The sequence below is a fragment of the Pseudomonas sp. GW821-FHT02H09 genome (assembly GCF_059421425.1).
Window position 1 is genome coordinate 1 of the sequence record NZ_JBWKVA010000001.1, and the last position, 26,067, is coordinate 26,067.

Annotated in this window: 17 protein-coding genes; 11 read left to right on the top strand and 6 right to left on the bottom strand. The window is 58.9% G+C overall.

What is annotated here, in order from left to right:
• The 3 genes from AC07VR_RS00005 to AC07VR_RS00015 all read right to left on the bottom strand — a co-directional run.
• On the bottom strand, positions 1 to 533 hold a 533-nt coding region (locus AC07VR_RS00005), incomplete at its 3' end, for a TolC family protein (protein ID WP_495010368.1).
• A gap of 117 nt (positions 534 to 650) precedes the next feature.
• The gene (locus tag AC07VR_RS00010; protein ID WP_494995378.1) at positions 651 to 866 is read right to left on the bottom strand and encodes a hypothetical protein; all 216 of its coding nucleotides are present in this window, start codon (positions 864 to 866) and stop codon (positions 651 to 653) included.
• Positions 867 to 986: 120 nt separating this feature from the next.
• Complete coding sequence (locus tag AC07VR_RS00015; RefSeq protein WP_495010180.1) at positions 987 to 3,887, bottom strand: AAA family ATPase; 2,901 nt, start codon at positions 3,885 to 3,887, stop codon at positions 987 to 989.
• A gap of 338 nt (positions 3,888 to 4,225) precedes the next feature.
• Here AC07VR_RS00015 and mhpA point away from each other — a divergent pair, with 338 nt between their 5' ends.
• Entirely contained in the window at positions 4,226 to 5,884 is a 1,659-nt protein-coding gene (gene mhpA, locus AC07VR_RS00020) for a bifunctional 3-(3-hydroxy-phenyl)propionate/3-hydroxycinnamic acid hydroxylase MhpA (protein WP_495010181.1), read from the top strand.
• 2 nt (positions 5,885 to 5,886) lie between these two features.
• The gene (locus tag AC07VR_RS00025) at positions 5,887 to 6,531 is read left to right on the top strand and encodes a TetR/AcrR family transcriptional regulator (protein ID WP_494995375.1); all 645 of its coding nucleotides are present in this window, start codon (positions 5,887 to 5,889) and stop codon (positions 6,529 to 6,531) included.
• 16 nt (positions 6,532 to 6,547) lie between these two features.
• Here AC07VR_RS00025 and AC07VR_RS00030 read toward each other — a convergent pair whose 3' ends face one another.
• Positions 6,548 to 7,783: an NADH:flavin oxidoreductase/NADH oxidase family protein gene (locus tag AC07VR_RS00030; RefSeq protein WP_495010182.1), complete on the bottom strand. Its 1,236-nt coding sequence runs from the start codon at positions 7,781 to 7,783 to the stop codon at positions 6,548 to 6,550.
• A gap of 363 nt (positions 7,784 to 8,146) precedes the next feature.
• Here AC07VR_RS00030 and AC07VR_RS00035 point away from each other — a divergent pair, with 363 nt between their 5' ends.
• The 9 genes from AC07VR_RS00035 to AC07VR_RS00075 all read left to right on the top strand — a co-directional run bounded on the left by AC07VR_RS00035 (position 8,147) and on the right by AC07VR_RS00075 (position 22,344).
• Positions 8,147 to 8,761 carry a TetR/AcrR family transcriptional regulator gene (locus AC07VR_RS00035; RefSeq protein WP_495010183.1) on the top strand — a complete coding sequence of 205 codons (615 nt, stop codon included), beginning with the start codon at positions 8,147 to 8,149 and terminating at the stop codon, positions 8,759 to 8,761.
• 88 nt (positions 8,762 to 8,849) lie between these two features.
• The gene (locus AC07VR_RS00040) at positions 8,850 to 9,941 is read left to right on the top strand and encodes a VOC family protein (RefSeq protein WP_495010184.1); all 1,092 of its coding nucleotides are present in this window, start codon (positions 8,850 to 8,852) and stop codon (positions 9,939 to 9,941) included.
• 81 nt (positions 9,942 to 10,022) lie between these two features.
• The gene (locus AC07VR_RS00045) at positions 10,023 to 10,979 is read left to right on the top strand and encodes a fumarylacetoacetate hydrolase family protein (protein ID WP_495010185.1); all 957 of its coding nucleotides are present in this window, start codon (positions 10,023 to 10,025) and stop codon (positions 10,977 to 10,979) included.
• Entirely contained in the window at positions 10,979 to 12,880 is a 1,902-nt protein-coding gene (locus AC07VR_RS00050) for an acyl-CoA synthetase (protein WP_495010186.1), read from the top strand. Before AC07VR_RS00045 ends, AC07VR_RS00050 begins: the two co-directional genes overlap by 1 nt.
• A gap of 161 nt (positions 12,881 to 13,041) precedes the next feature.
• Positions 13,042 to 14,361: an outer membrane protein transport protein gene (locus tag AC07VR_RS00055; RefSeq protein ID WP_495010187.1), complete on the top strand. Its 1,320-nt coding sequence runs from the start codon at positions 13,042 to 13,044 to the stop codon at positions 14,359 to 14,361.
• A 1,116-nt stretch (positions 14,362 to 15,477) separates the two neighbouring features.
• Positions 15,478 to 16,137: an inovirus Gp2 family protein gene (locus AC07VR_RS00060; RefSeq protein ID WP_495010188.1), complete on the top strand. Its 660-nt coding sequence runs from the start codon at positions 15,478 to 15,480 to the stop codon at positions 16,135 to 16,137.
• 730 nt (positions 16,138 to 16,867) lie between these two features.
• Positions 16,868 to 19,999 (top strand): DISARM system SNF2-like helicase DrmD, encoded by a 3,132-nt coding sequence (gene drmD, locus AC07VR_RS00065; protein WP_495010189.1) that lies wholly within the window; start codon positions 16,868 to 16,870, stop codon positions 19,997 to 19,999.
• Positions 20,000 to 20,481: 482 nt separating this feature from the next.
• Positions 20,482 to 21,744 (top strand): hypothetical protein, encoded by a 1,263-nt coding sequence (locus AC07VR_RS00070; RefSeq protein WP_495010190.1) that lies wholly within the window; start codon positions 20,482 to 20,484, stop codon positions 21,742 to 21,744.
• A gap of 393 nt (positions 21,745 to 22,137) precedes the next feature.
• On the top strand, positions 22,138 to 22,344 hold the full coding sequence (locus tag AC07VR_RS00075; protein WP_495010191.1) for a hypothetical protein: 207 nt from the start codon (positions 22,138 to 22,140) through the stop codon (positions 22,342 to 22,344).
• Between the two features lie 284 nt (positions 22,345 to 22,628).
• Here the strand turns inward: AC07VR_RS00075 and AC07VR_RS00080 are convergent, their stop codons facing one another.
• Together AC07VR_RS00080 and AC07VR_RS00085 are read right to left on the bottom strand one after the other, a co-directional pair.
• Entirely contained in the window at positions 22,629 to 24,584 is a 1,956-nt protein-coding gene (locus AC07VR_RS00080; RefSeq protein ID WP_495010192.1) for a DUF262 domain-containing protein, read from the bottom strand.
• Entirely contained in the window at positions 24,581 to 26,056 is a 1,476-nt protein-coding gene (locus AC07VR_RS00085; RefSeq protein WP_495010193.1) for a DUF262 domain-containing protein, read from the bottom strand. Before AC07VR_RS00085 ends, AC07VR_RS00080 begins: the two co-directional genes overlap by 4 nt.
• Positions 26,057 to 26,067 lie beyond the last annotated feature (11 nt).

A 26,067-nucleotide genomic window follows, 5' to 3' on the forward strand; every position in this document is an offset into this window, starting at 1 on the left:
GCCAGTGCCTCGGCCTCGGCCGCGGTCGCGCCAGCGCGCAGGCGTCCGCTCAGGTCAAGCTCCCACGAGACGTCCAGGCCCGCGCCGACGGTCTTGGTGTCTGGAAAACCCTGCTTTTTGGCAGTGTCGTAGTTGGTGCTGCCGTTGGCGCCGAAGGCGGACACGCCAACACTCGGGGACAGCCAGGAGCGACTGATCGTCTCGCCGGCGCGTGCGGCGCGCACGCGCTCGGCGGCGATCTTGATGTCCCGGTTCTCGCGCATCGCGCGGCGCACCAGATCTGTCAACACCGGGTCGTTGAAGGTCTTCCACCACGCGGCTTCGGGTTCCATCTCGGAGGCCGTGCTTGCGGCGAACTTTGCCGGCAGGTCTACCGACGGCTTGAGGACCTCCGTGGAGCAACCGGTCAAGATCAGGGCGATAGACGCGGCGAGCGCCGCACCAACGACGACGCCGACCAGGCGTTCGGCATGTTGGAAGGTTGTCTGCCCGGCGTAGCGGGTCAGCGGATGGGGGGGTGGAAGTCGCTGCATTGGGTTGGACTCGTGTAGATTCGAGATGGCATCAGCGTAGGGCCCGGTGTGCGCGAAGTCGTCAGCGAAGCGTCGCCGTTCGGTCGCCATATCGAGCGCTCATTTATGTTGGAGACGTCATTCGCCGTCGGCATCTGCCGTGTGCTCGCCGGCCGCTGACGCGAGGTCCGAGTCAATCGACTCCAGCAACGCTTCGGCGGACGAAAAATCGCGCTGACGCCCGGTGACCAGGTTTTCGAGGCGGCCCACGAGGGCCCCGGGCATGGCATCGCTACGCAGCTTCACGACGTACGAGCGGCGGTTCGGGTACTTGGATTCAGGGTTCAGGCTCATTGCAGACCAGGGGGGCAAGAAAGTTCGACGACAGCGTAGGCCGCCCCCTGGGTCGAGTCGTAAGCGAAAGGTCAGACTTCGGTCGGGACTGCGCCTGCCCCGCACAGAAGTCGTGTCGCTTCAAGCCAGCTTTGCAGCCTGAAGCAGCGAGCGTGCACGTTTCACCAGCTCGGTTCCGTCAGTTTCGGGTGACTGGTCAACCAGCGTCGCCAATGCCTGGTGATCCTCGGCCGTGGCGTTGTGGTGCCCGCACAGCTCGACCAGCGCGAGCAGCTCCAGCCACGGTGCTTCCTGGGTACGAGCCTCCTCAATCGCATGCCGAACCGCAGTGTTACCGGCGTCGAACCGGCCCTGCATCCGCGCAATCGCTGCCTCCAGTAGCAACAGTTGCGGCAGGTATACGCGCTCGCCCAGTTCTTCCCCCACCCGTAGTGCTTGCTCTAGCTCGACTCGCGCGGCGTCGCAATCACCCGCCAGCAGCAACGCCTCGGCGGCGTAGCCGAGCACCTCGCTGGCACCGGAGCGCATGCCGAGCCCGGTGTGTTCTTCGTAGGCCTCGCGGATGCGTCGGTAGCCGTCGCGCGGCGCACCATTGCGCGCATCGGCCCAGCCGCGCCACCAGCGGCAAGCCGTACGCCCCAGTGCGAGCGAATACTCATCGACCAGCTTCTGCATGTCGTCAGCCAGCGCTGCTACACGTACAGGGTTGCCCATCCGCACCTCGATCAACACCTCCTGCCAGGTGGCGACCAGCCAAGTCATGGGTTGGCGAAGCACCTGCGCGCGGGTCCGCGCCCGCTGCATGTGGGCTCGGCCTTGCTCAATCAGGCCAGAACGCACGAGTTCTATGGCCAGCATACCGTGCAGCATGACCTGAGGATCGGCCGCAAAAATCTCGTTCGCCCCGATGTCCAGCGGCTCGGCAATCGCGAGGGCGCGCTCTAGCCAGCTACGGGTTGTCTGCGTGCGACCCTGGAGGTGATGCACCTCGCCCTGCACGATGCACGCTGCGAGCATGAGCGCTGGATCGTTCGCCTCGCACGAGAGGGCTTCGGCACGTTCCGCCACCTCCAGCGCCAGCGCATAGTCACCGCGCAGACCAAGCAGATAGCCGAATCCGTGCAGCAGGCGACCGCGCATTGGATGTTCGGGTACATCCGCTAACAGCGTGTACGCGCGTTCGAACGCGTTCCTGGCTTCGTTGCCGACACCGACCGTGTGAAAAGCCGACACGCCCTGCAGCGTGGCCAAGGTGATTTCGAGCGTATCGCGCTCGGTCCCTTCTGGTGCCTGCGTCAGCAGGACCAACGCGCGCTCAGTGAGGGCGATGCACAAGGTCGGGCTGAAGTGCAGCAGCGCGGCTTCTGCGGCCTCGGCGTAGTAGCGCAGCGCGACCATCGGCTGCCGAGCCCGGTCGAAGTGCATTGCCAGCTCCGAGGCAGCGACCGGCATACCGGCTGTGCGCTCGCGTTCGAGGGCCGCGCCAACCTGGCGATGGAGGTGGGTGCGCAATGAGCGTGGCGTGCGGTCGTACAGCACCTGGCGGAAGAGGGCATGCCGGAACGAGTAGGGTAGCTCTACCGACTCTTCAACGTCGGTGGCCCGCGATCGTGTGAGCCATACCTGCTCGCGCACCAGTTCTTCGCAGGTGTCGGCCACAGATGCGAGGTCGCGCTCGAGGGCCAGCGAAACCGTCTCGATCCGGAATTCGACTCCGCACACCGCTGCCGCCGAGAGCAGCGCACGCTGCTCCTGCCCGAGCTTGGTGATGTAGTGATCGATGATGGCCGCGAGGTTCTCGGGGACCGCCAATCCTGCCAGCCGAGCCTCGATGGTGGCGTCGTCGTCCGTTGGGTCCATCACTTCACTGATGACTGACGATACAAACAACGGCACACCGTCAGTGCGCTCGTGCAGGGCACGTACGAAAGTTTCATCTTGCGCCAACGAGAGGGAATGCAGCGCAACATAGTCAGCGACCTCGGTTTCCGAGAACGGATCGAGCACCACTTCCTCGCACAGGCGTTGCAGGCGCAGTTCGTGGCGCAACGAGCTGAGCGGATGATCGAGCGCTACCACCTCGGCGAGGCGAAAGCTCGACAGCCACATAAGCCGCATGGGGCTACGTCGCCGCGCCAGATAGTCGATGAGCTGGACCGTCGCCCGATCGCTCCAGTGCAGGTCTTCGGTCACCAGCAACAGCGGGCGCTGCTCTGTGTAGCGGTCCAGCAGTTCGCCCATTTCTCGCAGCATGCGGTCCGGGCCGACGCCGGCAAGCTCGCGCCGCAATGCATCTCGCTCCTCCATAGTGCTCAGCCACGGCAGTTGCAGCAGCCAGGTCGGCGCCACGGCGCGCAACAGCGTCGGCAGGGTGGGGTCGCTGCGGCACAGATCGGCCAACGCCTCCAGCACCGGCAGGTACGGCTCGCCGGCACCGTAGTGTTCCACGCAATGGCCGCGTGCGCAGGCGATGCCGCCGCCAAGGCTGGCGAGGAAATGTTCGATCAACGTCGTCTTGCCAATCCCCGGTTCTCCGGCGAGCCAGACCACTGCACGTTGGCCACCGTAAGCCCGCTCCCACGCCCATTGCAGCTTTGAAACCTCGTCGGTGCGACCGATGAATGGTGGCGACGGATGCGCGCCAGCCGCGGGTAACGTCGTGGATGCAGGCGGCATCGAAGGGGCAGGGGACGGCGCGGCGATGAAGCGATAGCCGCGCCGCGACACAGTCTCGATGAAGCGGGGCCGCCTGGGGTCGTCGCCCAGCACCTTGCGCAGATCGCTGATGGCCGTCTTCAGCACCGAATCGCTGACAAACCGATGCCCCCACACTTCATCAAGCAAAGCATCCTTGGTCACCAGCGATCCCGGCTGGCGTGCAAGTGCGCAAAGCAGGGTGAAGGGCGTTGGCGCCAACGCCACGGCTTCTCCATTACGTGACAAGCAGGCGTTGGCCTCGTCGAGCTCGAAGTCGACGAAGCAGAGCTGGACTGGGTTCGGATGGGGCTGCGGACGCGCCACGTTGGATTCCTGAAGACTAAAACATAGTTGTGCGCTGTGAAGCATGGCTCCAATGACAACGCTGTTCGGCTCAGAAGCCAAGCCTCACCGGTCGGAAACTGACGCAAGCGTGACTTCACTCCTCTGGCATCCGGGATTCATCTCTTCGGACCGCTCGATTCGCAAGCCTCCTGACACTCTCAGCACAGCCCGCGTGGCCTCATACCGGTGTGGTAATGACCTCAAAAATTAATGACAAAAACATCAATATTGAAATATGTCTCAATTTTACATATCTTCACATTGCCTGACGATGAGACCTGCGCGTCCCACGACTTCAATCACAACAAGGGCTCGATATGAACAACAACAAGAAAGTATCCGAACTGCCTCCTACCGCCGTCGATGTGCTGGTCGTCGGTAACGGTCCGGTAGGTGCGACAATCGCGGCGCTGCTCGGCCGCTATGGGGTAAAGACACTGGTGCTGGACAAGACCCATGAGGTCGTACTGATGCCCCGCGCCATTGCCCTGGACAACGAGGCGCTGCGTATCCTGCAACTCGCCGGATTGTCGGAGGACGCTTTCGAGAAGATCGCTATCCCTGAAGTGAGGATGCACTCCCCGGTTCTCGGGCAATTCGGTCGCGCCAACACTGCAGGGTGTATCGACGGCCATCCCAAGCTTGTGACCTTCTATCAACCCGACCTCGAACGAGCGATGCGCAGCCAGGTTTCCCGGCTGAAGTCAGTGACCAGTCTGGGCGGCTTTGAGCTCGAGAGCCTGGTCGAGGAGTCGGACTGCGTCGTCGCCTCCGTACGGGATCAGGAGGGTCACTCGCACTCCGTTCGCGCCCAGTACGTGGTCGGTGCGGATGGCGCAAGCTCCAGGGTCAGAACACTGATTGGCCAGGAGTTCGAAGGGCAGACCTATGCGGAGGATTGGCTGATTGTCGATGTCATGAACCGGCATAAGTCAGCGATTGATCACATTGAGTTTCTCTGCGATCCACGGCGCCCAACGCCGCACATGCCCGCACCCGGCGGCAGGGAGCGCTGGGAGTTCATGCTGCAACCCGGCGAATCGCGTGAAGAGCTGGAAAGCCCGGAAAGCATAGCCCGGCTGATAGCGCCATGGATCAATCCGCGGGAGCTGGAAATCGAGCGCAAGGCTGTGTATCGATTCCATGCGCGCTGCTGCAACAGATTCAGCAAGGGACGTGTTTTCCTCGCCGGCGACGCAGCGCACATCACGCCCCCTTTTGTCGGGCAAGGTCTCGTAGCGGGACTTCGAGATGGCGCCAACCTGGCCTGGAAACTGGCCTGGGTCCTTCGCGGCTATGCCGCGCCTGCGGTGCTCGACACCTATGACGTAGAGCGCCGTCCTCATGCTCAGGCGATGATCAATCTAGCGAAACTCATGGGCCGCCTGGTGATGCCCAAGAACAAGATCGCAGCTTTCTTCATCCACGGCCTGATGCGCATGCTGACGTTGACCCCCGCTACCCGGAGGTACTTCGAACAGTTGGACATCAAGCCGAAGAACATCTTCAAGCACGGTCTGTTCGTGAAGCACAGTCGGGGCGACAAGCTGGTACGTGGCAGCCTGTTTCCCCAGGCCTGGGTTCGCAACATGCAAAAGCAGATCAAGCTGAGCGACGATGCTCTTGGAGACAACCTGACCCTGGTTGGATTCGGTGTTGACCCGCTGTCAGTGCTGACACCTGCTCAGATCGTTTCCTGGGAAAAAATGGGAGGCCACTTCTTACAGATCAGAACATGCGGCCAGCGCTCAGGCGGCAGTTGCGACTTCATCGAAGACTTGAACCATGACATCCTGCCGCTGGCTGCTAAAGGCACGCTGGTCGCGGTTCGCCCCGACCGTATCATCATGCACCACGCCCCTGGCGCAGAAGCGGCCAGTTTCCTCAGAGACTGCCGAGGTCTTTTGGCCAGCGAAGATGTCACTGCCGATAGCGTTTCCATTACCATCAACGAACCACCTCGATTAAGAGCCTGAAGATGCCGTCCCCCATTTTTCCTTCAGTAGCAACTGCGCAAGAGCCTCTCACTCGAGGCCACAAGAAGCGTGAACGCACCCGTCGCGGCCTGGTGGACGCGGCATTGCGTCTTGTCGCACGCAAGGAGGTGGGGGAGATCGCACTGCTCGAGGTCGCCGCAGAGGCCGAGGTATCCAACGGCACGATCTACAACTATTTTCGAACTCGCGATGAAGTACTCGAGGCGGTCGGCATCGCCATGGCGGCCGAGTTCTCCGATGCCATTTCCGCCCTGAGCTCGGACGTGCACTGCGGCGCACAGCGGCTTTCGATTGGCGTGCGCATGTTCGTATGCCGGGCCGCGTACGACCATCAATGGGCCAACGCATTGCTGCGCATCATCCATTCCGATCAGGCCATGCGCTCGCGATTGGCTGACCATGTGCTGGGCGACCTGCGTGAAGGTCTGCGCGCGGGCACTTTCGCTTACGAGGACGAAGGGATCGCCCTGGACTTGGTCGTATCCTGCACAACCGGAGCCATGCGCTCGGTTGTCGAGGGACGCACGGTGGCGGAGCACGATATGCGGGTCGCCGAGATGATTCTCAAGGCTCTGGGCGTAACACCTGCCAAAGCCAAGAGAATCGCCGGCAAGCCGCTACCCTGATGTCATCCTCGACCCGCTAGGACTGGCTGACCCATTGCCGATAGTTCTTCGCCTGGCGACGAGATTTCAGCTGATTGCCGATCAATGCCAAGAGTGGCGACGTCCCGGGTTTTGTCCGTTTCCCTTGGCTCAACAAGCCGAGCTGCTTCTTGACCACCGACGCCAATGCAAGCGATGCCAGCGCCTTGTTCTTCCAACGCACGACGATGGGCTCCACTTCGGTGTTCTGACCTGCCATCCACTGGCTTGGCAGGGCCGGCTCGATTGCCAATGCAGTGGCAAGCCCCACCATCGACACCGAGCCGCTCACCACTCGCTCCGCGACCTCCTTTCTACGCACGCCGCCGGTGACCATCAGCGGCATGCGCGCTATTTCTCCTATTCTCTGCGCGATCTCGAGAAAATAGGCTTCTCGAGCCAGACGGCTGCCATCGCGGGTCTGTCCCTGCATCGCCGGGCTTTCGTAGCTGCCACCTGACAACTCGACCAGGTCGACCGCTTTGGCGTTGAGCATTTCCACCACGCGAGCCGCATCCTCGGCATCGAAACCGCCGCGCTGAAAGTCCGCGGAATTGAGCTTCACCGCGACGCAAAAGGTCGGTGCCACTCGCTGACGTATGGCGTCGATGGTTTGCAGGAGAATTTGCGCACGATTTTCCAGGCTGCCACCCCAGCGGTCGCTACGCCGGTTGGTCAAGGGCGAAAGGAATTGGCTGAACAGGTAGCCATGCGCCGCATGAATCTCCACGCCGGTGAATCCGGCACGCTCGGCCAGCACTGCAGCATGGGTATAGCGCTCAATCAGCTCTTCGATCTCCTGCTCATTCAAGGCCCTGGGCGGCACAAAAGCCTTTGATAGACCGGGAATGTCGACGGCAACCGCGGAGGGCCCCCGTGCCGATTGCCCCATTGAAGCCAATAGCTGCCGTCCGGGATGATTGATTTGCATCCAGGCCTGGGCTCCGCGACTGCGGCAAGCATCGGCCCATAGCGTGAATTTGCCCAGGTTCCGATCGTCCTCAAGCACCACGCCAGCCGGTCCGGTCAAGGCGTGGCGATCAACCATGACGTTGCCAGTGATGATCAGACCGGCTCCACCGTCCGCCCAACGCCGATAGAGCCTGGCCAGCGCTTCCCCTGGAGCGTGATCCTCATTGGCAAGGTTCTCCTCCATGGCAGCCTTGGCGATTCGGTTTGGAATCACCGTGCCGTTAGGCAATCGAAGCGGTTCGAAGAGCTTTGAGCCGGTCATGTTCTGTCCTTCAGTTAATGAAAAATCGGCCAGCCGCCGCGAAGGGGCAATACCTGAGGAGCAACGCAGGCACGGCGCTCCTCAGGTTTATTGAGGTCCTGGTTTACATCGATGGGCCGGTTTGATGGCCCTACCGAGAAGATGGGCCAGAAGCACGACGCAGATGAACACGCGTGTTCATTTAAGTCAACATGTAGAAATCTAAAGACCCTCCATGGACCTGCCATATCACTCATAACATCCAGATTCATGAGGCATAGAACGGTTTTTATTGTGAGGCGCGCTCTTGATTCAAAAATCCTTGTTGACGGCAGCTGAACACGAGTGTTCAATTCGGCCATAAGGTAATTCTGGAGAGAGAGTGTGGAATCCCTAAATCCGATACAGCGCCGCATTCATCAAGCCGCCTTTCGCCTGTTCGCTGAAAAAGGCACCTCTGAGGTGAACATCCTCGACCTTGCGCAAGAGGCAGGAGTGGCGCGCGGAACGATCTATAGCAATATCGACAGCATGGGAAGCCTATTCGAGGAAGTCGCCGGCTATCTCGCGAGGGAGATGCATGAGCGCGTCAACAAGAGCTTCAACTCCCTCTCCGATCCGGCTCAGCGCCTTGCCAATGGCATTCGATTCTTCATTCGTCGAGCTCACGAGGACCCCCAGTGGGGGGCGTTCATACATAAATTCGCCATGAGCAACTCTTCGCTGCGCGAAATGTTTAGCAGCCAAGCGACTACGGATCTTCTGAGCGGACTTTCCAGTGGGCGGTACACGTTTGCGCAGGAGCAATTGCTCTCAATACTGACGCTAATATCGAGCAGCGTCCTCGGCTCAATTTTCCTGGTGCTGGAAGGGCACAGAACGTGGCGCGAATCGGGCTCTGACACGGCCGAGCTAGTGCTGCGGGCATTGGGTGTGCCGGCAGGGGAGGCGCGAGCGCTGGCGACCAAAGAGTTGCCGGCACTTCCCCCTCTCGACTGAGCGCGGTAACCGACTCAACAAAAAACACCTCTGGCATTTTCAGGGGGTCGGGGATCGCTTTGCCCTGAAAAACCGGAAAACAAGAACAATGAACAACAAAAATGAAATGCCCCAGTTGGCGACACAACATCCTGCCCGGCATCCGCAGCCGACGGTGAAGGCCCAGGATCTGACTCACTTGATCTTTCAACGGCCGGACTTGAACGAGGCGGCGCGTTTCCTGACTGACTTCGGCTTGACGGTCAGTCATCAGAACGCCGATACGCTCTATCTGCGCGCCACTGAACCGGCTCCCTATTGTTACCGTGTTCATCGTGCAGAACATGCGCGCTTTGTCGGGTTCGGACTGGCAGTCCAGTCTCTCAAGGATCTGCAAAAGCTGGCTCGAATCCCTGGCGCGTCAGCGGTCGAGAAATCGGTACATCCTGGAGGTGGACATTGCGTCAGGCTGACCGATCCTTCCGGGTTCATTGTGGAAGCTGTTTGCGACCAGGCTCAAAGTAAAACGCTGGTACACAGAGCCCCACTTCCTTGGAATCTGGCGCAAGAGCAGCCGCGCATCAACTCCACGCAGCGCCCGCCGATTGCACCGCCTGAAGTACTCAAACTTGGCCACATCGTGATTGAAGTGGCCGACTACCAGGCGACCTGTGCCTGGTATACGCAGCATTTCGGGTTTATTCCCAGCGATGTGCAGGTACTCCCCGACGGCACACCTATCGTCGCCTTCATGCGCCTTGACCTCGGTGATATTCCAACGGCTCACCATACGCTCGCGATAGCGCAAGGGTTCATGGCTACCTATAGCCATAGCGCCTATGAGGTCGTCGATGCAGACGCGGTGGGCATGGGGCAGCGCGTCCTGCGGGAGCGGGGTTGGGAGCACTCATGGGGAATTGGCCGGCACATCCTGGGCAGTCAGATCTTCGATTACTGGCAAGACCCTTGGGGCGATAAGCACGAGCATTACTGCGACGGGGATATCTTCACGGCCGTACAGCGTACAGGCATTCATCCCGTGAGCCCCGAGGCAATGGCGCAGTGGGGGCAGCGTATGCCCAAGAGTTTTACAAAGCCCAAGATGAACTTGACCAGTCTGCGTGCGCTGATCCGTAACCTGCGACGCAGTCCGGACCTGACAGTTCGCAAGTTGATAACGCTGATGCGGATGTTCGGGTAGATCCGCCAGCCCTTCCTCAGAACAACACCACAGTTCTCGCGCCGCCGCGCGCGGGACAACGCTGCTCCAGGAGTACCTTCAATGTCTGCTGTACACGTAGTCCGCTTTGAGTTTCAGAACGGTATCCACTGGGGCGTGCTACGCCAAGGCCGTATCACTGTTGTCCCCGGTGCTTTTGAATCCACCGGTGACTTCATTCGCCAGAACAGTCTCGACGACCTCGCTCGAATGAAAGGTGCGGAGTTGGATGAAGGCGAAGTGAAACTGCTGTCGCCGGTGACCCGTAACCAGCAGTTCGTCTGCCAGGGCGCCAACTACCGTCAGCACATGATCGAGTCGGGCATGGACCCGGATGCGAAGAAATTCAACATGATCTTCACCAAGGCGACGAGTTGCCTGGTGGCGGCTGACAGCGACCTGATCAAGCCGCGCAGCGTGCGCTTCCTTGACTACGAGATCGAACTGGGGCTGGTGATGAAACGCGCGATCACCGGCGCTGTTACTGTCACCGACGCCAATCTGCATGAGTTCATCGCAGGCGTCGTCATCGTCAATGACTACTCGGCTCGTGACATTCAGATTCCCCAGATGCAGTTCTACAAGGGCAAGAGCTTCCGCACTTTTGGCCCGGTCGGCCCCTACCTCTGCCTTCTGGGTGCCAAGGACATGCATTACCTGAAAGCACTGCAACTGCGCCTGACGGTCAACGATCAGGTACGACAGAACGACAGCACGGCCAACCTGGTTTACGGCCCCGCTGAAACCCTTACCGAGCTTTCCTCCCTGCAAGATCTCGCCGCTGGAGACCTGATCGCCACCGGCACTCCTGCCGGCTGTGCTCTAACGGTACCTTCGCCTGCCAAACAGCGCATTGCGGCCCTGATGCCAGAAGCCACCAAGTGGAAGCTTTTCCTCAAGGCGCAGGAGAGCCGGCCGCAGTATCTCAAGCCAGGTGACATGGTCGAGGCGCGCATTCGCAGCGCCGATGGCGTGATCGACCTCGGCGTACAACGCAACCGAGTCGTGGAGGAAGTCTGATGACGGTACAGACCCTGAGCGACATCGAGAGTCTCGAACGAATCCCCTTGTCGGAGCGCGGCTTGGCGGCCAGTACCTACGACGCGTTGCGACAAGCGGTCGAACGCACTCCCCACGCGCCAGCCCTAAGCTTCTTCGCCGATGCCGCCGATTTCAGGCGCATCTACCAGTGGACCTATTCTGAGCTTTTCGCGGATATAACCCGCGCGGCGAATGCTTTCCACGACCTGGGGATTAAACCAGGCGAGGTGCTTGCCTTCATCCTGCCCAACTTGCCGGAAACTCACTTCACTATATGGGGCGGCGAGGCGGCAGGCATCGTCATGGCGATCAATCCTCTGCTCGAGGCCAAGCAGATGGCTGGCTTGCTGAATGCCGCAAAGGCAACCGTGGTGGTGACGCTTGCGCCGACTGCGGGCAGCGATCTATGGCCAAAATTGGCCTCGCAGCTGGATCAATTACCAACAATCAGGCATGTCGTTTGGGTCAGCATGCAGGACTATGTCGTCGAACCTGTGCGTGAGGCCCTGAGAGCAGCGGCCCTAAAGGAGCGAGACTTACACAGCGGTATCGCGATCCACGATTTGCAATCGCTGATGAATACTCAGCCGCACACGCACCTGAAGAGCGGTCGGCAAATCCGCCCGGATGAATGCTCCTCCTACATCTGTACCGGTGGCACCACCGGGCTTCCCAAGATCGCCGCGCGCACCCATGGTTCTGAAGTATTCAATGCATGGGCCGTGGCCGCTCACTTGCAGCCGCGCAATGGTGGCCAGGTTATCTTTTGTGGTCTGCCACTATTTCATGTCAATGGACAACTGGTTACTGGACTGATGCCTTGGACTCAAGGCGACCATGTGATCCTTGGGACGCCTCACGGGTATCGTGGCGAGGGGGTGATCCCACGATTCTGGGAGATGGTCGAGCACTTCGGTATCAACTTCTTTTCCGGCGTGCCAACTGTCTATGCTGCACTTTTGCAAAATGAATGGCAGGGTCGCGACCTATCCAGTCTTCGCTATGCAATGTGTGGCGCCGCCCCAATGCCAGCGGAGCTTTTCCGAGAATTCGAGCGCCGGACCGGGGTGAAGATCCTCGAAGGCTATGGCCTCACGGAAGGCGCCTGTGTCTCCTCGGTCAATCCTCCCCATGGCGAGCGCCGTATGGGCTCCATCGGGATACGGATCGCCTATCAGAATATGCGCGCGGTCTTGCTCAATGATTCTGGAGAGTACCTGCGTGACGCCAATGTGGATGAAATCGGCGTCATCACGATCAGTGGTCCGAACCTCTTCGATGGCTATCTGGAGGAGAGTCATAACCGGGGTCTTTGGATCGATATCGACGGTCAGCGCTGGCTGAATACGGGCGATTTGGGTCGCCAGGATGCACAGGGTTACTTCTGGCTGACCGGACGCAAGAAAGAGTTGATCATCCGTGGCGGCCACAATATCGATCCCAAGCAAATCGAGGAGGCGCTGCAGGCACATCCCGCCGTAGCCTTAGCCGCTGCAATCGGCAGCCCCGATGCCTACTCGGGCGAGGTGCCGGTCGCCTACGTTCAACTGCGACCCGGGCAAGCCTGCAACGCCGAAGACCTTCAGGTGTTCGCTCAGCTCAACATCAGCGAGCGGGCTGCAGTTCCCAAGCGCATTGAAATCCTCGAAACGCTGCCACTGACTGCCGTGGGCAAGATATTCAAGCCCGCCTTGCAGCAGCGTGAGATTGGCAGGGTAGTCCAGCAGGAAGTGGAGCGCCTGTGTCTGCGGGAGATTGCGGTCGAGGTGGTACAGGATGGTCGTCGTGGGCTAGTCGCATGCATCCGGGCCGGGGCCGATGAGGAAAACCTGGCCCTCCTTCTAGGTCGCTACAGCTTTCAAGTGGAATGGCTTAAATGAGCCCGAATTCGCTTCCGTAAGTCCAGCAAACATGCCCTGGTACTAATCAGCCAGGGCCTTTTACACAACTTCGATCAACTCCAACCGGCACTGACAAGTGCACAGGAAGGCGAAGCCTTGCCTGCGTGCAATCAACAAAAACAATAAATAAGAGGTGGAATATGAAACTGAATAGCCGTGCGATCCCGTGTCTCTCTGCTCAGCGAAAGTGTGCGGCGTGGATTAAGTTCACCAGTACCATGGCACTACTCAGCGCCTCTACAATTGCAGGAGCCAATGGCATTGCCCTTAACGAACAAAGTGCCAGCAGTGCGGGAACTGCTTATGCGGGAAGGTCGTCATCCGCGCTGGACGCCAGCACCATCTACGGAAACCCTGCAGGTTTGACCAAGTTGCAGCGCAGTGAAATTTCCGGCGGGGCCGCGGTCGTCTCGGTGAGCAACGACATCAGTGATGCGCAGAGCAGTGTTGCAGGAACAAGTAAGGGGAACTCGGTACCTTTGGGGGTAGTGCCCTTCTTCTATATGTCGACGCCGCTTGATGATCGTCTTTCGATTGGTCTTGGCCTCTATGCTCCGAGTGGTCTGATCAATGACTACGAGAGCACTTTTCAGGGCCGCTACCATGGTTCCTATAGCTCGACCAAGGAGGTGACCCTGCAGCCCACCATTGCCTATCGGATCAATGATTACTTGTCCATTGGTGGCGGACCGACCATAAACCATTTCGATGCAAAACTTCAGAACTACTTGGCCACCGGCGCTCTGAACAACGGCCAGGACACACGGGTCACCATCAAGGGCGATGACACGGCATTGGGCTACAACGTCGGCCTCTTGGTCGACTTGAGTGATGCAACGAGTTGGGGGATTAACTATCACTCGAAGGTGAGCTATCAACTCAAAGGGCATACTACGGTTTCCGGCTCCCCGGCTGTTCTCCCGGTGGACGGAAGTTATCCCGCCAAGATAGCTATTGTTATGCCCGAATCAGTAGATACGTCCATCACCCATCATTTCGATAGTCGCTGGACCGGATACCTGGGGGCCACCTGGAAACGTTGGAGCCGGCTCGACAAGTTCGAAGCAATCAACAGCGATGTTTCCGCCGCTGGTCAGAGTGTCGGCCTGGGGAGTGTGGGCGAACCATTGAACTGGCACGACACTTGGTCCACCGCGGTTGGCGCATCCTATCAATTAACCCCGCAATGGCTGATGCGCGCAGGCTACGCCTATGATCCGTCGCCAGTAGGAAATGCCGATCGCAGCGTGCGCATTCCGGTTGGCAACCGCCAAGCCGTGACCTTGGGCGGCGCTTATTTGCCGAATCCCGATCTGACGATAGACTTCGCTTATGGTTATCTCTGGGATTCCAAAGTCTCGGTAAATCAGCGGAACACCTCCGGTCTTCAACCTGCATACAGTGCCAGTTACGAAAACAGTGCGAATGGAATTTCAGTGCAGGCAACATATCGGTACTAATCGACACGACACCCCATTTTAAGGGAGCCCATTTTCGCAAGCGCTCCCGAAGGTTTACCTTTAATCGACAGGCAACTATCCCAACTTGGGCTTGACGCAGTTTCGCCTGTCAATCAGCACCAACTGCCGCGAACACTTTCGCGGTAGTTGGTGGGTTGTCGGCAACAACCCATTCGAGAATTTGCCGGTCGATTTGAGGTACCGTAACCTTCAATGAATCGCTTCATGATCGCCCCCTGCGAAAGATACTCAAGGGTAAGAGACGGTTGTTGGCCCAGCTCTGCCAGTCGTCATCGGTGCTTTTGGCCAGAGCGGACATTGACGTCATACCGCGGACCTGTAGAAGCGTGCTTGCCCGCGAAAGCATCACAGCGGTGCGCCTGATAAACCACGTCGCCTGGATCGCGGGCAAGCCCGCTCATACGGGTCCGCGGCGCACTGGCTGCTTCTTTTTTTGCCATTGCGGCGGTGTTCTTCGAGCAGGTTCATCAGCAAGAAAATGTCCACGCTGAGACAGATGACGGCGAGCAAGTGAGACGGATGGGCAGCCTATCCACGACCAGTCGAGCGACCGATCAGCAATTGCCGGTCGTTCGCTAATCGCTTCCAGATCGATAGAGGGCCGGGGAGCCAGGAATACCACCTGGAATACCAAAACGGCTGGAACTCAAAAAACTTCTGCGGAGCCACGTAGCGCTGAAAGCCCCGTATTTACTGGATTTCAGGCACAAAAAAAGACGTCCGTGGACGTCTTTAGATGTTGAAGTGGTGGGCCGTACCGGGTGCCCGTCTACTTAGTTAGATGCCAAGCAAGGTAGCTGGGCAACCTGCATTCGCCATATTTCTTTTCCGGTGCGGGTTTGATCACGCAAGCACGCTCTAGCCCGCGTCTGGCGTTGCTGGACAGCTCAATAGCCTTTCTGTGTGGGTATTATGTTTTAGATAAACATTATCTATCGAATGGATGGCGGCCAAACATTGGATAACACAGCTACTGAATAGTCAGGCCTAGGGGTACCAACTCCTAGGCCAGGGAACGATGGTGCACCCAAGTGCATAAGTTAAGAAAATACTCAGCTTGTTGTTGATATGTAAATCAACAGCGGAGTAGTAACCATGCAGCGTCATCCTTCCAACAGAAACCTGAGCATTCATTGCGGTGAGACCTTTGAGGGTCTCCCGGTCATGGTCAGCAAAGGTCCTTTCATATACGAACATCTGGCAAAGCTGAAATTGACTATGGAGCGTGCTCTCGGTCAGTACCCACGAGTATTCGCATTTCGGTGTGATCTACGATTCCCTACTCACGTTCAGTTGAGTGAACAGGCCTACTCGAATGCTGCGATTGGCGATTTCATGGAGTCGTTCAAGTTCCAGATTGAGAGTAACCGCAATATGGCAACTCAACTGAACAAGCATGCACATACCAGCGAGGTACGCTACGTATGGGCTAGAGAGCAGGGGCAGGGCAGTCGAGTGCACCATTACCACCTGCTCATCCTGTTGAATCAGGATGCGTTCTATACAGTCGGAAGGCTTGGCTCTGCAAACTCCAACATGTTTCACCGACTGGAAGAGGCTTGGGCCAATGCGCTGAGGTTGTTGGTGGCTGAAGTGCAGGGTCTAGTCGAAGTGCCTGACAATGCTACGTACCGCATACAGCGTAATGACCCCGTTGGGCAGGCGGCGTTATTCGAGAGGGCAAGCTATCTCTGCAAAGCGGCAACCAAGCCATTTGGTAATGGCTATCACGTGTTTGACAGTAGCCGTAACTGAAAAAACAAACCCCAAACAGACTACAGCCGAACCCATGATCATGGGGTTCGGCTGTAGTCGACTGGCGTGAGGTTTACTGTTGGCGACAGGCCTTTGCAGCAGCCATCACGTCATGCAACACGCTTTCAGGTGTACTTCATTGTTCAGCCGCCAGCGCCTGGCTTTTCTACTGCGTTTTGCGCTCGTCTAGCCGCCTGGACTTCACTGACTGCTCGGGTGCAAACAGATCCGGCGCGTACTTATCTCGTCGACAAAGATCTAGGAGTAACACTTGGGCTTTGGCGTAGCTGAAGCTCTCCCGATACTCCTGCTTCAGGCCAGCTTGTACAACGCGGATGATCACGCGAGGGGAGTTCAAAGAGTATGCCGTTGGCGTTCTTGGCCTCGTCGGGGCTGAAAATCCCCTGCGCAGGCTCACGCGAACCTGCTGGCAGAAGGTGTCATGCTGCGGCTGGGCCAGTTTCTATGCGGCTCGGTCGCGTAGGCCGTGATTGCATCCCAGATGGGAGCAAGTTCTCGTACTGATCTCCCAGGCAGTCTAGGGCTTGTAGTGCTGACAGCTACGAGGAGATACATCGCTGCTACAGTTGGATGTGCCTAGGAGAATATATGCACGTTCTGACCAGGGAGCAGCGAACATTCGAGTTGGCCTTGCTGAATGCGGAATATGCACAGGAACGTTTGTGTGAAGTTCTGGTACCGGTTCATCGAATAGTGACGGGAGCCTGATATGCCATGGAGTCCAGGACAACTCGTCCGCCACATAGACGACCCGGCGAAAACCGGCACGGTCACCGATCAGACCCGGTTGCGCGCCTCCGGCTCCCAGTACCGGGTAAACTGGAGTGGCCGCCTGGACTGGCATTATGAGGAGGAGCTCGTCGCGGCTGAGTCGGGCGACAACGACGTCTACGAGCTGATCCAGGAAGGGCACTACGGGCGAGTGGACGACCTGCGAAGGCTGCTCACGCATGTCCACCTCGAGGGACGGCTGGCGAACGTCGTCTACGCCATGGGGTTAACCCAGACTGACTTCTATCCGCACCAGTACAAGCCGCTGCTGACCCTGCTGGATTCACCGGTCAACGGCCTGTTGATTGCGGACGAGGTGGGCCTGGGCAAGACGATCGAAGCCGGCTTGATCTGGACCGAGTTTCGTGCCCGTTACGACATGCGCCGGCTGCTCGTGGTTTGTCCCGCGATGCTGAGGGAGAAGTGGCGGCTTGAGCTGTCGTCGCGGTTCGGTCTCGAAGCGCGCGTCGTCGACGCGGCCGAGCTCCTGCAGGAGCTCGAGTCCAGCGAGCGCCGAGAACGGGCATGGATCATTAGCTACCAGGGCATCCGTGTACCTGGAGGTTGGGATCCCGCCGAGAGCGACGCGTCCCGGCGATCAGTCCGGGCCAGGCTCGCCGATCTTCTCTATCGCCATGCCGACCGGGAGCCCCTGCTTGATATGGTGACCTTCGACGAAGCGCACTACATGCGCAACGAAGGGACAGGTGCGTGGCGAACCGGTAGTCTGCTGCGCGACGTCAGCACGCATCAGGTGATGCTGTCGGCGACGCCGATCAACCTCGGCTCGGACGACCTGTTCAACGTGCTGCGCTTACTCGACCCAGACCACTTCGAATTCCCGGACGATTTCAGGAACGTCGTCTTGGCCAACAGGCCGGTAATCGCGGCCAGCGACATCGTGCGCAACCCATCGAGCGACGCTCTGGACATCGTGGAGGCGATTCACAAGATCAAGTCGTCGCGTTACTTCGAGAGATCCGAACGCGTCGACCGCCTGATCGAAGAGGCTGAGGCGGTCGACGAATGGACGAACGAAAGACGTGTCGAATTCGCGGCCAAGATTGAGCGGCTCAACCTGATCGCACACATCGTCACCCGAACGCGAAAGCGTGAGGTGGAGATGAAGAGGGTCTTGCGCGACGTCACCGTGTTCGAGGCGGAGATGTCGCCCATTGAAGCCGAGCTTTATCAGGCGATCACGGAAGGTACGCGGGAATACGCGCTGATAAACGGCATCGAACACGGTTTCCTCCTCAGTACGCCCCAGCGGATGGTCGCCTCCAGCCCTGCCGCACTGCTACGCACTTGGCGCGAGGATATGGTGGACGCGGACGCAATGGCCATCGCGTCGGACGAGGCGGACGAGGACGAAGACCGGGTACGGGACGCGTCGTCGGGGCTTAGGCGGTATCTGGCCGGTCGAGTATTCCGCGAGTTCGATGCGGGCGAACTCACTCGGCAGGATTCGAAATTCGCGGAGTTGAAGGATGCTTTGAGAAGGTTCCTGGCCGAGGATCGTGAGGACAAGGCGATTGTGTTCACGACCTTCCGGGGCACGGCCCGCTATCTCGTCAATCGACTTTCCGCCGAGAACGTCGAGGCAGGTTTGCTGATGGGGGGAGAGGAGTTCGACAAGGAGGCCGTGGTCAACGCGTTCCGGGAACATCGCACCTGCCGTGTGCTCGTCTGCACCGACGTGGCGGCAGAGGGTGTCGATCTGCAGTTCTGCAGACTCGTGGTCAACTACGACCTGCCGTGGAACCCGATGCGCATTGAGCAGCGTATCGGCCGTATCGACCGTATCGGGCAACAGTCGAACCGTATCCTGGTCTGGAACTTCGTACACAAGGAGACCATCGACGCCCTGATCCTCACCCGTTTGGCCAAACGAATAGGGGTCTTTGAGAGCGCGCTAGGTGAAACGGAAGAGATCATTGGCAAGGTCCGACGTCTCGAGGATGTACTGCTGTCCAAGCACCTGACGGCCGATGAGGAAACGCGCCTGATTGAGGAAGTGGCACTCGCGATTGAGAACTCCAAACGCAAACAAGAGGAGCTGGAGCGTGAGGCGATCCAACTGGTCGCCCACGGCCAGCAGTTGCTGGCACAGATTGAGGCGGCGCGTGGAGAGGGAAAAACAGTCACCCGGCACGACTTGATTCGATACGTGGACGGTTACCTCAGGACTGTTCCTGGCTGCCGGGTCGTTGCTGCACGTGGCGAGCCAGACACCTTTGACATAGGTCTGAGCCCGAGCTTGGCGGCGGAGTTGGACGAGTTCGTCAGAAAGGAGAATCTGGTCGGAAAGACCGGACTGGGCTCGGGGCAGACAAGGCGTTGCCGCTTTACCGACAGAATCACCGAGAAGCCGAAACCCGGTGAAGAGATCGTCCATCGCTTCCATCCGATCGTCCGCTTCCTGTCACACAAGGCCGAAAACTGCGAGGCTCGCTTTCCGCTCTATGCGTCCAGAGTCACCGCCAATGGCCTCACGGCGGGCCGGTACGCCGTGATGACCCGATTTGCAAGTTTTTCGGGCGTGAAGGAGGAAGAGCATCTCCTCGTCGCCGCCATAGCGCTAGATCGGGACACCCCCTTGGATGTTCGGGTAGCGGAAGCTCTACTCGATACGGTCAGGAAATCGGGCGTCGACTGGCCGACGGTTGCGCTCGATGTCTCTTCGGAGTCCGGGGTGGCCGCCGTAGAGCGATGCGAGGAAATTCTCAGAGATCGCTACAGGGCACTCAATGGCGAGAAGCGGCGCGAAAACCGTGATCGTGCCGACGTGCTATCGCAGCTATTGGAGGACCACGTCCGCAAGAAGCGTGACGGATTCGAGAAGCGCATTGAGGGTCACGAGACATTCGCTTCGCTGTATGGGAGCAGCCCGGATGGCAAACGACGCAAAGGTCTGGCGAACGCAGAGCGCAAGAAAATGGAGGACTTTCTGGCGAGGATGGAGACGCGCCGGGCAACGCTGATCAGGAAGAGCCAGACCTTTTCGGCGGAAACGCGCGAGATCTGCGTCTTACTCGTGGACGTAGTGCGGGAGGGGGAAAGGCCATGAAGAGCTGGAAGGAACAGCTACGGGACGTGAAACGAACGTTGCAGGGGGAGCATTCGAACGAGACGCGGGAAGAAAAGCCGACGATAGTCGACTTCATTCCCCCTACTTCTTGGTTAGAGGCCTCCGACAACAGCGGGGACGACACTCTACCTTCTGGCTCCAAATCATCGGTTACCCATGGGCGTCGAGATTCCTGCAAGCCGAATCGGTCCACTGCCGCAAGGACAGCTTCCGCTCCTGCCGGGGCGTGTTCCAAGGGAGGAGGGGCCGGTGCGAATAACCAAAAGGAAGATGCAGCGAAGAATTTGCCGGGTAATTCCCAGATATCAGATGATGCGCGATCACCCACACAGAACCATACGGAGCCGACGCCAGTCTTTCGGCCACATATCGATGGGGGACGTTCTTTGGCCATGCCCGGCTGGGCTGACGCCAGTAGCTCGTTGCAGCATCCCGAGCACCAGAGTGGGAGAACGGCGCCCATGGTGGTCAGAATCGGGGTGGATTTCGGAACCGCCTTCACGAAAGTAGCGATTCGGGCGGGCGTCGACCTAGTCCCCGTCGACTGGTCCGCGGTCACCGGTGACGAGTCGACAACCGGGCGATATGTGATACCCGGCTTCGTCCACCGTGCACAGGATGGCGAGTACTTCTGGCGGCGACTCGCGGAGACCGATATCCAGGGCAACCTCAAACTCCCGCTCATCGAGATGGCAGGTTCCGATGAGTGCCCGATGTCCGCCCTGGCTTATCTCGCATTGGTCATTCGCTACGCCAGGGCGTTTCTTTATCAGCACCCCGAGGTCGGGCGGAAACTAGCGGCCCGTTCGCTTCGTTGGGAGTTGAACGTCGGATGCCCCACCGAACCACACGAGCGACCGGAGATCGTCGACCTTTTCCGGCGCATAGCTCGGACCGCTTGGCAACTGGCGGGAGTAAGCCATCTTCAGGAGTCTAACATCACTGCCGCGTGGAGGAGTGGCGAAGCGGACGTCGGCCTCGAGACGGAGCCGGGCGTCGTGCCGGAGTTCGTGGCGCAGATCGCCGGTTACCTCGGTTCGCCCCAGGTGAGCGAAGGATTGCACGTGCTGGTCGATATTGGTGCGGCTACTCTCGATGTGGCGACGTTTAACGTCGTTTTGCCAAATGATCTCGACTCCTCGCCGCGAATTCCAATCTTCTTCTCCGCCGTCCGTCCACTCGGAACCCACTACCTGTACCACAACCGTCATTCCAGGCTCGACCTTGATTTTGCATGGGACGATGCGGCGCCTGTCGAGCCTGCCGATGGCTTCGCGAAACGACACGGCAAGCGTCGGGATGATGTCGATACTGTCGACTCGGAGTTCGCGAACCGAGTCGCGAGATGCATCGCCGGGGTGACCGATGGCACCCGTACCAACTCACGGGGAGATCCGCGAAGCTCTGCCTGGAGTGAAGGGCTGCCGATATTCGTCACCGGCGGCGGATCCAGTTGTGAACTCTATCGCCGGGCAATCGAAACCGGAGAGCTCAATCTGAAGCGAAGGATGTACTTACCGAGCAGCTTCCGATTCATCGAACTGGATCCACTCGGCGCGAAGTTCCCGCACTTCGGTATCGAAATCGGAGGCCGGCTCAGCGTCGCGATCGGTTTGACGGAGGATGCGGAAAGCATCGCCCGTGTCGTTCCACATCGCGATATCGGGCCGATTGTGCGGTCTGTGACGGAGCGTATCGACCATACGGAGCTCTATGACGACTGATGAATCGGTGTGAAGCCTTTTTGAATCGCCGAGCTCTAGCAGGGCATGCGCATCAGCCTGATCTGCAAAGGGCGCGGCGATGTAGCCAAAACGCCGATGTCCGACAAGTGCGCGCCCGCAAACTGACCATGCTGGCAAAAAGCATTGAGTATGGCTTTACCCATGTTCAGGCAGTGGATAAGGTGACGGACATCGCATCATGGCAGGCCGTGGTACCCCAGGGTTGACCGATTTACAGCGTTATCTGCGAGCACGAACGCTGCCGTTTCAGCCCTCGAACTCCATACCTGTACCCAAGTGAATTAGTGCTTTGCGCCCATAAAACGCGCCGGGCATAAGCTTTTGCTCATCCGTATCCATCAGTTAGATGATTACGGTGCTAAGGAGTTAAGAATGACCGCAATGGCGGAAGACAGCGGCTACCGCGATATCCCGGAACCGGGCCAGCTCGTCGAAGTTAGACGCCGGCAGTGGGTGGTGGCCGAAGTGGATGCTTCCAAACTGGGCAGTGTGCAGCAGCATGCCATCACGCTGGCTTCGATCGATGAAGATGCCCTGGGCGAAGAGCTCCAGGTGATCTGGGAGGCCGGGGTAATTTGAATTCGTTAAGTAAGATATTGATTTATAACATTAATATCTGTTTTTATTTTTAGTTGGAATACCAATTGGAATACTGCACTCCACTTGACCACCCGTTTGCATTCGATCTGACCACCGATTGCATCGGAGTTGACCAGCATGCTTCGTAATCATGATAGGCAGAGAACTGCCCGAAGCGGACATCCCGGTGGCATGCTTAGTGTGAGATTACGTCGTCTATTTCCCGAACTTCGCCCAGTCCCTCCCCAGTGATGCGTTCGGTCATGTGGGACCGGGCGCAGTCTTTAGGTCCCCGTCGCGTCATAGTGCTCCTTGATCAACACTAACATCTGCGCCTGGTGCCGGTTGATAGCAGGCGCATCCCATTCCATCTCGGCTTTGCCACTGAAGATGTGAGCAAGTTTGAGCGAGTCGTAACGGGGCTTGCCCTTGAAGTCTTCTCGCTTCTTACCGACGCGCTGGTTGCTATAGGACGAGTTTTCGCCAGGACTCAGCAGCACCAGGTTGCCAAAGCTGTCGAGGTGAACCTTAGCCAACTCAACGCCGAACTCCTCCCGCTGGGGATGGACATGCTCCACAGAGTTCTTCGAGGTGATTCGGTAGGCCGCCAGCTTGGACGCGTCAAAGAAACCGAAGCGGCTGCGCTCTCGCCAGAGAATGTATTCCAGTTTCTGGAACCAGTAATGCTCGAAGCGAGTGCCGTTGGGCTCGTTCAAGTCATCGATAACTGTGTCGATGCCCCGCATGGCGAAGTCATGACCGGCCAACAGCGCAAAACTGGCTTCCTTCTGACTGTCTTCGGCCAGGGACAGTTGATTGTCAATGCGCTCCAGCAGCGCCACGACCTGCGCTTGCGTCTTTGCCTCGCCAGCCACCAACGCCCCGAGAAACGGCGTCAACCAATACTGCGCGCTTCGCTCGCCGGTGAAGTTTCGCACACTCTGCAACTGGCTCAGGTCGCTGCTTTCCAGCCGGGTGCGGGCAAGCCGCCAGCCGTTGTCGGAGCGGCTTCGGCTGACGCTGGTTTGACGCAGATTCCAGACCTGGCTGTCAGGCTCCGGCAGCCATTTTACTACCCACAGGTCGAACTGATAACGCACCGCCCACAGGCATTCGATGAAGGCCTTAGCCTGTCTTTCGGTGGCGTGGGCGATGAAGTCGGCAAAGTAGTCGTTGAGCCGACTGTCATGCAGGCGCACCTCGACATCGTCCTGGCGGTGCTCCTTGAGATAGATGCGGTAGGCGTGCATCAGCAGGAGGCCAAAACTGATAATCGGGCGACAATAACGTACGGGCTCTTGCCGTGCTTTGGACTCGTCCGATTCGACCACTGACAGTTTGGCTAACTGTGCAATGGTCTTACCCTGCACATCCCCGGCGGGGACGCGTTTGAGCGGGAAGGTCGTCACACAATGCCTGGCCAGGTCATCCTGTTTCAGGCGTTTCCAATCCGCGTCCGGAAAGACATTGCGCAGATTGCGCTCGAAGAAGTCTTCCATGTTTTCACAGGCCTGCCAGATAGCATCGAAGCGCAGCTTCTGCGTCTCGATCACAGCCAGCAGACGGGACTTGAGAATGTCACTGTGCTCCAACTGCACGCCGCTGTTGTTCATGGTCGAAAACAGTCGGTTCAGGTCCATGCCCGGGGGCATGATGTTGTTCACCCATCGCACCTTCGCATACAGGTACTCGGCCACCTCGGCCAGATACGTCTCCCCCCGCTGGCTGCGCAATGCGCCCAACCGATCGGCAAGCGCCTTGCGGGCAGCGGACAGGTGCTTGATGTAAGCTTCGTCCGACTCAGAGGCCCTGCCCGTATTTTCCTCGGCATCAAGCCCGGCCCACGCCGCAAACAGTCGCTGCACTTCGTCACGAATGGCAAAGGTCAGCCGGGGCTGCTTGTTCCATACGATGAACTTCGCCAGCGCGTTGTCGGGCACCACCGCCGTCAGCGCGAGGGCAAGCAGCATCAAGGTGGTCATGCGCTGCTGACCGTCGATCACTTCATAGAGAGTGTGGGTGTGTCCTGAGTCGCGTGGGGTGACGGCGGACGTCAGTACCGTGCCGATATAGTAATGCGGCGCGTCGGTGTCGCAGGCCACCATGATCTGCTCCAACAGACCGACAACATCCTCGCTCGGCCAGACATAAGGACGTTGGTAGCTGGGGATGACCAGGGTGATCTCTGCAGCGCACAACAAGGCTGGCGCCTGGACATAGGAACGGACACTGGCACTCATTGCACACCTTCCTGGCTGGAGGAGAGTTTTTCGAGCATGCGGTTGATGACATGCTTGAGTTCACCATCAAAGTCCGTCTGAAGCGCTTCGCCCGGCTTGCTCAAGCCCATCGAAAAGTACGCCTGCACAGTACGCACGAACCGGTACTTCACACTATTCTCATCCAGTCGCTCGGCAATGGAATAACTGAACCTCTGCAAGATTTCGATCAGCTCGTCATGGGTGTAGCTGTAGGCGATCCAGTCCAACACCGGATTGTGCTTGGCAAAACTCTGCGCTGTGCTTTCACGCACGGCCTTTTCATTGCTCAACCGCGGCGAGAAAATCACCCTGAACAACCAGCACCCCGCCTCCAACAGCCCTTGTCGACCAAACTGGCTGACATACAGCAACACCGCACAGTCAAATAGCTTGCGTAAAAATTCGCTGCCGTTGGCCTTAACCACCAACTCGTCGTACAGCTGATGAAAAGGCGCAAGGCTGTCGTCATCACGCCTGATCAATACCGTCCGACGCAGTTCATGGAAATAATCGAAGTAGTGAATGGCATTGGTACCGGCATTGATTGGCTGACGCATCGCGTATCCACTGTCCACCTGCAAAGCCTGGCCCTGGCCAAAATGGCTGACCCGCGCGGTGCGATACGCCATATCTAGGCCCTGCCCGGTGCGCTCGGCCAACTCCGCGACGATCTCCTCACGCATCTGCAGTGGCTGGCGGTGGCTCGAGAGACTGCGCCACTTCAGCTGTTGCCAGTGACGCGCCTTCATCAGCGCATCCATCGTGTCGTCCAGCTTGCCCCAGGCCTCCCAGCGCCGCGCGTGCTTGTCCTGCTCCTGCCGCGACACCCCGCGCAAGTGATGCGCCTTGAGGATCGCTGGGCCGTCCAGTCGGACCCCGCCGGTGTTCTGCGTCTCGAAAAAGCGGTAGGCGTCATCTTCACTGCGGGTGACGACCAAGGTGATGTTCATCCGCGAGAAGTCCACCGATGGCAACGGCTGTTGCTCAAGCCAGCGCAGATTGCCCAGGGCGCGGGTCTGGGACTCTGGAGAGGCCAATTCGATGCCTTGGGCGAGATCTCGTTGCTTCAGCACATGTGCCAGCAATGCCAGGGTAATCAGGCGCTGCTGGCCATCTATGATGTTCAAGACGTCGGTGCGCATTCTTGGCGGGCGCGATTGGTGGACGATGATGCTACCCAGGTAGAAGTCGTGCTCAGGCGGCGTTGCACCCGTAGGCGGTGAGAAGTATTCGGTGAGATCGTTCAGTAGGCGTTGCAGGTGTTTGATCTGCCAGCGGTAAGGGCGCTGGTATTCGGGGATGGTCAACCGGCCTTCTATGTGGCGGTCGTCGCTGCCGCGGATCGACTGGCCGCCTAGCAAGGTGGCAACGGAGGTGCTGGCTACGACGATATCGGGGGTGACGAGGCCGCTTAGCAGCGTTTGAACTTCGTCCTTGATCGGCTGCGTCATGTGTAGCGTTT

Excerpts from the sequence above, each read along its gene's own strand:
- AC07VR_RS00040 (WP_495010184.1), top strand. The coding sequence starts at position 8,850 with ATGAACAACAAAAATGAAATGCCCCAGTTGGCGACACAACATCCTGCC.
- AC07VR_RS00055 (WP_495010187.1), top strand. The coding sequence starts at position 13,042 with ATGAAACTGAATAGCCGTGCGATCCCGTGTCTCTCTGCTCAGCGAAAG.
- AC07VR_RS00085 (WP_495010193.1), bottom strand. The coding sequence starts at position 26,056 with ATGACGCAGCCGATCAAGGACGAAGTTCAAACGCTGCTAAGCGGCCTC.
- AC07VR_RS00075 (WP_495010191.1), top strand. The coding sequence starts at position 22,138 with ATGACCGCAATGGCGGAAGACAGCGGCTACCGCGATATCCCGGAACCG.
- mhpA (WP_495010181.1), top strand. The coding sequence starts at position 4,226 with ATGAACAACAACAAGAAAGTATCCGAACTGCCTCCTACCGCCGTCGAT.
- AC07VR_RS00080 (WP_495010192.1), bottom strand. The coding sequence starts at position 24,584 with ATGAGTGCCAGTGTCCGTTCCTATGTCCAGGCGCCAGCCTTGTTGTGC.
- drmD (WP_495010189.1), top strand. The coding sequence starts at position 16,868 with ATGCCATGGAGTCCAGGACAACTCGTCCGCCACATAGACGACCCGGCG.
- AC07VR_RS00060 (WP_495010188.1), top strand. The coding sequence starts at position 15,478 with ATGCAGCGTCATCCTTCCAACAGAAACCTGAGCATTCATTGCGGTGAG.
- AC07VR_RS00010 (WP_494995378.1), bottom strand. The coding sequence starts at position 866 with ATGAGCCTGAACCCTGAATCCAAGTACCCGAACCGCCGCTCGTACGTC.
- AC07VR_RS00045 (WP_495010185.1), top strand. The coding sequence starts at position 10,023 with ATGTCTGCTGTACACGTAGTCCGCTTTGAGTTTCAGAACGGTATCCAC.
- AC07VR_RS00050 (WP_495010186.1), top strand. The coding sequence starts at position 10,979 with ATGACGGTACAGACCCTGAGCGACATCGAGAGTCTCGAACGAATCCCC.
- AC07VR_RS00030 (WP_495010182.1), bottom strand. The coding sequence starts at position 7,783 with ATGACCGGCTCAAAGCTCTTCGAACCGCTTCGATTGCCTAACGGCACG.
- AC07VR_RS00025 (WP_494995375.1), top strand. The coding sequence starts at position 5,887 with ATGCCGTCCCCCATTTTTCCTTCAGTAGCAACTGCGCAAGAGCCTCTC.
- AC07VR_RS00070 (WP_495010190.1), top strand. The coding sequence starts at position 20,482 with ATGGTGGTCAGAATCGGGGTGGATTTCGGAACCGCCTTCACGAAAGTA.